The organism is Candidatus Woesearchaeota archaeon (assembly GCA_003694805.1).
Classification (GTDB): domain Archaea; phylum Nanobdellota; class Nanobdellia; order Woesearchaeales; family J110; genus J110.
In genome coordinates, this window is record RFJU01000036.1 from 1 (window position 1) to 6,179 (window position 6,179).

6 protein-coding genes are annotated in these 6,179 nt (G+C 54.4%); 2 read left to right on the forward strand and 4 right to left on the reverse strand.

What is annotated here, in order from left to right:
- On the forward strand, nucleotides 1-547 hold a 547-nt coding region (locus tag D6783_01520; GenBank protein RME53597.1), incomplete at its 5' end, for an ATP-dependent protease LonB.
- A gap of 60 nt (nucleotides 548-607) precedes the next feature.
- On the opposite strand, the gene tsaD is transcribed toward D6783_01520, so the two are convergent.
- Together tsaD and D6783_01530 are read right to left on the reverse strand one after the other, a co-directional pair.
- The gene (gene tsaD / locus D6783_01525) at nucleotides 608-1,591 is read right to left on the reverse strand and encodes a tRNA (adenosine(37)-N6)-threonylcarbamoyltransferase complex transferase subunit TsaD (protein ID RME53601.1); all 984 of its coding nucleotides are present in this window, start codon (nucleotides 1,589-1,591) and stop codon (nucleotides 608-610) included.
- Between the two features lie 162 nt (nucleotides 1,592-1,753).
- Complete coding sequence (locus D6783_01530) at nucleotides 1,754-2,371, reverse strand: phosphatase PAP2 family protein (protein ID RME53598.1); 618 nt, start codon at nucleotides 2,369-2,371, stop codon at nucleotides 1,754-1,756.
- 87 nt (nucleotides 2,372-2,458) lie between these two features.
- Here D6783_01530 and D6783_01535 point away from each other — a divergent pair, with 87 nt between their 5' ends.
- Nucleotides 2,459-3,898 (forward strand): proline--tRNA ligase, encoded by a 1,440-nt coding sequence (locus D6783_01535; protein RME53602.1) that lies wholly within the window; start codon nucleotides 2,459-2,461, stop codon nucleotides 3,896-3,898.
- Nucleotides 3,899-4,163: 265 nt separating this feature from the next.
- Here D6783_01535 and D6783_01540 read toward each other — a convergent pair whose 3' ends face one another.
- Nucleotides 4,164-4,400, reverse strand: coding sequence for a hypothetical protein (locus D6783_01540; GenBank protein RME53599.1), 237 nt, complete (start codon nucleotides 4,398-4,400; stop codon nucleotides 4,164-4,166).
- A gap of 26 nt (nucleotides 4,401-4,426) precedes the next feature.
- A complete protein-coding gene (locus tag D6783_01545; protein RME53600.1) occupies nucleotides 4,427-6,169 on the reverse strand; it encodes a hypothetical protein in 1,743 nt (580 codons plus the stop codon).
- Nucleotides 6,170-6,179: the final 10 nt, after the last annotated feature.

Sequence of the window (6,179 nt, forward strand, 5' to 3'; positions counted from 1 at the left end):
CATCCTCCCCATCGAAGCAGAAGTAACACCGGGAGGGCGAGAACGAGAAATCGTCGCAACAGGGAAACTCGGCGAAATTGCAAAAGAAGCAGTCAAGAACGTTTCCGCCATTATTAAGAAATTCTTCGGGCAAGACATCAAAAAAGACCACGACATCTACGTCCAATTCCTCCAAACCTACGAAGGAGTCGAAGGAGACAGCGCAAGCATCGCCGTCGCGACAGCCATCATCTCCGCACTCAAACAAGTCCCCATCAAGCAAGACTACGCCATGACCGGCTCACTCAGCGTGAGAGGCGAAGTCCTTCCTGTCGGCGGCGTCAGCGCCAAAATCGACGCGGCCATCGACGCAGGCATCAAGAACGTCATCGTCCCCAAGAGCAACCTTCGCGACATCATCATTGACAAAGACCGCCTCAAACGCATCCGCATCATCCCCGTCACGCGCATCGAAGAAGTCCTCAAAGAAGTCATTGTCTGGAACAAGAACAAAGCAGCACTCCAGCGTATCATGGCCAAAGGAAAACCCAGCCTCCCTCAAGCATGACCCTGCACTGAGAACCGCGTTCTTGACAACAACACCGCTTCAGCAGGCGCCTGCCAAACGTCACGGCCGCCACGTCACCACTACTTCATCTGTTCGCAAGCCAGGATCAATCCCGGCATGCTCAACCCCGACCACGTCGCCAACACGAAGCTTTTGCACCCCGTTGATCGCAATCATCGCAGCATTATCAACCAAGAACTCCTTCTCCGGCCAGCGACACACCGCGCCACGCTCTTCACACATGATCGACGCCATCTCCTGCAAGCGCGCATTGCACGCCACGCCACCGCCCAAGACCAGCTCCTTCTTGCCCGTGTGCGCCAAGGCGCGTTCGGCAACTTCCACAAGCATGGCAAACACGACCTCTTGAGCGGTGAAGCATACGTCCTCCTTCGTACACGCCCCCTTCACAATCTTGTGATGCAAATTCGTCAAGATCCCCCCAAAAGACGTGTCCATTCCCTTCACGACGTACGGCACATCCAACAAACGCGTCCCGCACCTCGCGTACCGCTCAATCGTGGGACCCGCAGGAAAGCCAAAGCCTAAATACCTCCCCAGCGCGTCAAGAAAATTCCCCACACCAATATCCAACGTTTCACCGAAAACACGATACCTCCCCCCCTCAAAGGCGATCACCTGCGTGTTCGCCCCCGACGCGTATAACAGCACGGGGTCATCCACGCGACACAACACCCTCCCCACTTCAAGATGAGCAATACAATGGTTCACGGCTAAGAGCGGCTTTTGCCACCGCAACGCGAGCGAGCGAGCCAAGGCGGCACCAATACGCAAACAATGCCCAATGCCTGGCGAAGCCGAATACGCAATACCATCAACCTCGTCAAGGCCGACCTGCGCCTTCTTGAGCGCTTCTTGCAGCACCTCCCCGCAGTGCGCAACGTGAAAATCAGCGACCTTGGAAGGAACCATACCACCCTCCTCAGTCACGAACATCTTGCGAACATTAGCAAGCACGCGCTCCTCACGAACAACAGCCACGCCGAACGTGTGTGCCGTACTCTCAATCCCTAAGACAAGCATGCCAGAGCAGAAACCAAAGATGCATATATAAACCTTGTAGCTTTCAGCACCCACAAAAAAAGCCACTCCTCTTCAACCACCCGCACGATATAAGAACACAAGCCCGGGAAACGAAGAAAAAAGAAGACGACAAGAACAGACAAAAAAGAACAAAGGGTTGCACTATCGAGGCGGAGCACTCTTCGCCACGAGCGACTCCTTCGCCGCAGCCACCGCGAATAACCAGAACAACCCCAACAAGACACCGCCCAAAACGTCAGAACCGAAATGCGCCAAAAGAACCACTCTGCTGAGCGCCACACCACAAACGACCGCGACCAACGAAGCAAAAAGCAACCTCTTGCGCTCAGCACTTTGGGAAAACGTCAAAAAAAACCATCCCCAAAACACCACTGCCAGCGTTACGTGCGCGCTCGGGTATCCTGGCCCGCTAAAGAACAACACGCTTGAATCAGGCCTTGGCGAGTTGACCACCACCTTGGACAACGCCGCGAGCACCAAACCACCACTGATGAGAGCGACGAGGGAGTACACCTCCCACTGCTTCCTCCCCAGCACTCCCCACCACAACACGAGGATGGTGGCCGCCAAGAGCAGGTAAGGATCGCCTGGAAGGGAAAGGAAACGCCACACCGTGAGCATCGATCCTCCAGCACCCCCTTCAACCAAGCGCGCAAGCCACGCATCCACCCCGCTCAGAACCCCTCTCAGCGCAGAAGCGAGGAAAAACAGCGCGAAACACGCACCGCTCGCGATTGCATACGTATTCACGCGACGCATAACGCTCACAACACCACCTTCGTATTTAAATACCTGTTGATCGTGAGCAAAGTCTTTAAAAACAACGCAGGCCTCCACGCCAGCACAATGAGAAAAGAAAACCTTCTCGGCATCACCGTCAAGAAGAAGGACGACCTATCTGAGTGGTACACCCAAGCCATTCAGAAAGCTGAACTCATAGAATACACCAAAGTTTCTGGCTGCATCGTGATGCGCCCCTGGTCGTACAAGATCTGGGAGCTCCTGCAAGGCTTCTTCAACGCGGAATTCTCACGGCGCGGCGTGGAAAACACCAGCTTCCCCTCACTCATTCCAGAAAGCCTCTTGCTCAAGGAAAAAGAACACGTCGAAGGCTTCAGCCCCGAAGTCGCCTGGGTCACCCATTCAGGAGAAACAAAACTCGCAGAGCGCCTCGCAGTCAGGCCAACCAGCGAAACGATTATGTACGACGCCTTCAGAAAATGGATACGCTCCCACCGAGACCTCCCGCTCAAAATCAACCAATGGTGCAACATCATCCGCTGGGAATTCAAGCACCCCGTTCCGTTCTTGCGCGGCAGAGAATTCCTCTGGCAAGAAGGGCACACCGCCTTCGCCACCAAACAAGAAGCAGAAGAGGAAGTCATGGACATCCTCAACCTCTACCAGCGCGCGTATGAAGAACTCCTCGCCGTTCCTGTTGTTCCCGGCAAGAAAACCCCCAGCGAAAAATTTGCCGGCGCAGAGTACACGCTCAGTATCGAAGCCGTCTTCCCTAACGGGAAAGGCGTCCAAGCAGCAACGACGCACCTGCTCGGCCAAAACTTCGCCAAGGCATTCGACATCGTATTCCTCGATAAACAGCAAAAAAAACAGCACCCGTGGCAAAACAGTTGGGGGTTTAGCACGAGAAGCTTGGGCATCATGCTCGCAACCCACGGAGACGATAAAGGAATCATCCTGCCACCCAAGGTCGCGCCCCTCCACGCCGTCATCATCCCCATCATCACGGACGAAACAAAAAAGGACGTGCTCGGTGCGGCACGCGAACTCGCCAAAGGGCTTGCTCAACTCTTCCGCGTCAAGCTTGACGACCGCGACGCGTACACCCCCGGGTGGAAGTACAACTACTGGGAGCTCAAGGGCGTCCCCGTCAGAATCGAAATTGGGCCCCGGGACGTGGCCGCTCAAAGCGTCGTTCTTGCAAGGAGGGATACAGGAGCAAAAACGTCAGTCCCACTTCGCACCCTTCAAAAAGAGCTGCAACAAACGCTGCAAGACATCCAGGACAACCTGCTTGCTTCAGCAAAAAACCTTCTTGCCTCCAAGACCGTGCAAGCCAAAACCGTCGCAGACATAAAACGAGCTGTCGAGAACGGATGCGTCGCGGAAGGCCTCTGGGATGGCACAGCAGAGAGCGAACAAGCCATTAAGGAGGAGACCGGCGCGAAAATCCTCAACATCCCCTTCGAAAACCAACGCGTCAGCGGCAACTCAGTCACGGGCACAAAAGCAAAACACCGCGTCCTGTTCGGTAAGAGCTACTAAGCCACCTCCTGCCCAGTCCCCACCCCCTCGCTTACGTGAAATAACAAAAAAAAGGACTCCCTGTACGATCGTTGTTTCTTCTTCCCCAGCAACCGCCTCAGCAAGCTGGCGCCCCGACGTATTCCTTGAAAGGACGAGAGAAAAAAAAAGGAAGAAGACAAAGAAAGGTTGGCAACCCCGAAGGGTTGCCACCTCACCTCTCTCCCCGAGGGGAGTTTTTGTGAGCCAAAAAAAAGAGTTGTTGGTTTCGTTGATGCAAAGCAGCCTACCAGTCGTCAGAAGCAAGGGCTCCAAGATCGCTCTCAACGTCAGCAACGTCCTGGTCGTTGAAGACTTCCTCTTGCACCTCTTGAACAGCTGCAACACCCTGTTCAACTTCCGTTTCGGGAGTGGGAGGCGCCTCCTTGACCGGTGCTTGCACCCCTGGCGCTACAGGAGGTGTTTGCTCCGGCGCTTTTTTAGAGCACCCGGAAAGCACAAGCAACACTATCAAGGCGCACATGGTCACTGCTAGGACGATTCTTTTCTTCATTGGCTCACCTCGCTATCCTTATCATCTCCTGATCCTTTTCCAGACGAGTCTTTCTCGTCGTCGACATTCTGGCCGTCTTCGACCTCGTCAAGGCCGTCGTCGGATGCGTTGCTTCCTGAGCCGCTCGAGTCATCCTCAGCTACGACGTCGCTTGCGTCTTCATCATCGTCTTTGCCAGCGTCGTCGCCGGTTTCCTCGCTGGTGCTGTTGTCATCGCCACGCTCGTCTTCAACGCTATCCTCGACTTCAACCTCTGCCTTATCTTCAAGCTCGTCTTCAACGCTATCCTCAACTTCAACCTCTACCTCCTCTTCAAGCTCGTCTTCGAGAGGCTCCTCTTCAACGTCGAGATCGTCGTCGCTCTCCACCCCGCCTTCATCGGGGAAAGCAGGGACGACAACTTCTACCACCTCATCTTCACGAAAGGCCTGACCCTGCTCACGCAAGGTCTTCAGAACATCTCGCAAGATCTTTTGGGCGGCTTTGAGGTTTTCGTGCGCGGCCCGCTCGTTCTTCTTGGCAAGCTCCAGCGCTTCTTTGTCGTTATTGTCAATAGCTTGCCTGAACAAGTCTTTGGCTTCTTCGTGAAGCGCTAAGGCATCATCAACCAACTCATGAATCTTGGCCACGTCGTCTTCAACAAGCGTCGTGTCCACGCCTTGCTCTTCGAGCTTGAGCAAAAATGCGTCGAGCCGCTCAACAAGATGCTCTGCACGCTCAATAACTCTGCCCGTCATGATGTATTCAACACGAGCAGCGTGAAGCACTTCTCTGGTGCGCACACGCTTCCAAACCTTCTCCAACCGCTTGGCGGCATTCTTAATGTCTTGCTTGGTCTGCGCGGCCTCAACGTCTGCAGCTATTTCTTCGAGCACTTTGCGCGCCGCATCCACATCTGCAAGGATGTCTTGCGCCTGCTCGTCCGTGAGCTGATCGTTTTGCTCTACGTGTTCCGCAACCTTGTCCAAATGCGCACTGACACGCTCAATAGTGACAGAAAGCCAATCCTTGGCCTTTTGTAAAATTTCCTGCCTGAGGTCTTCGCACTCCTTCGTCTGAACGCCTTCACATTTCTTTAAGCGCTCCTTTGCCTCTTCAAACGCTTGGCGACCCTCCCTGGCGCGCTTGGAAGCTCGCTTGAGCGCGTCCTCCAACGCCTTAATGCGGCTTCTGGCTTTTTCAACGCGCTCTTTCGCAATCGTTCGCGCCCGGAAGAGCTCTTCTCGCTTGACCCGAACAACCTTTGCTTTCGCCAAGGTTTGTCTAATTTCTTCTTCACTTCGCTCAAGCAATCTCTTGCGCACGACCGGATCTACTTTTGCCAGCCGTTCAAGTTCTTCATCGCTCAGCTTCGACAGCGTATCGGCATGCGCTGCGTCAATGTTTCTCAATTTTGCACGCACATCAACACGAAGCCGTTTTTTTTGCTCGTCGCTGAGGCGGTCAAGCGCGGTTTTCCTAACCCGCACCCTTTCCTCTTGCCCAACGCGAACTTCCCCGTCGCGCTTCACTTCATGTCTCATCCGCATATCCACGGGAGAGGGGCCTCGCCCGCTCGAATCAGCACGTTCACGAACGTCAATTTTCGCTTCTTTTCGAACAGCAAGATCCTTTGCGTCTCCTTGGGCCAGCACGGAGCTGAGCAGTACCAGCATGAGCAACACGCCCACGATCCCTACACGGAGTATTTTTTGCAAATGCACGATTATCACCTCGTCAATCCCCTTCTCAAGCAACACCCCTATATAA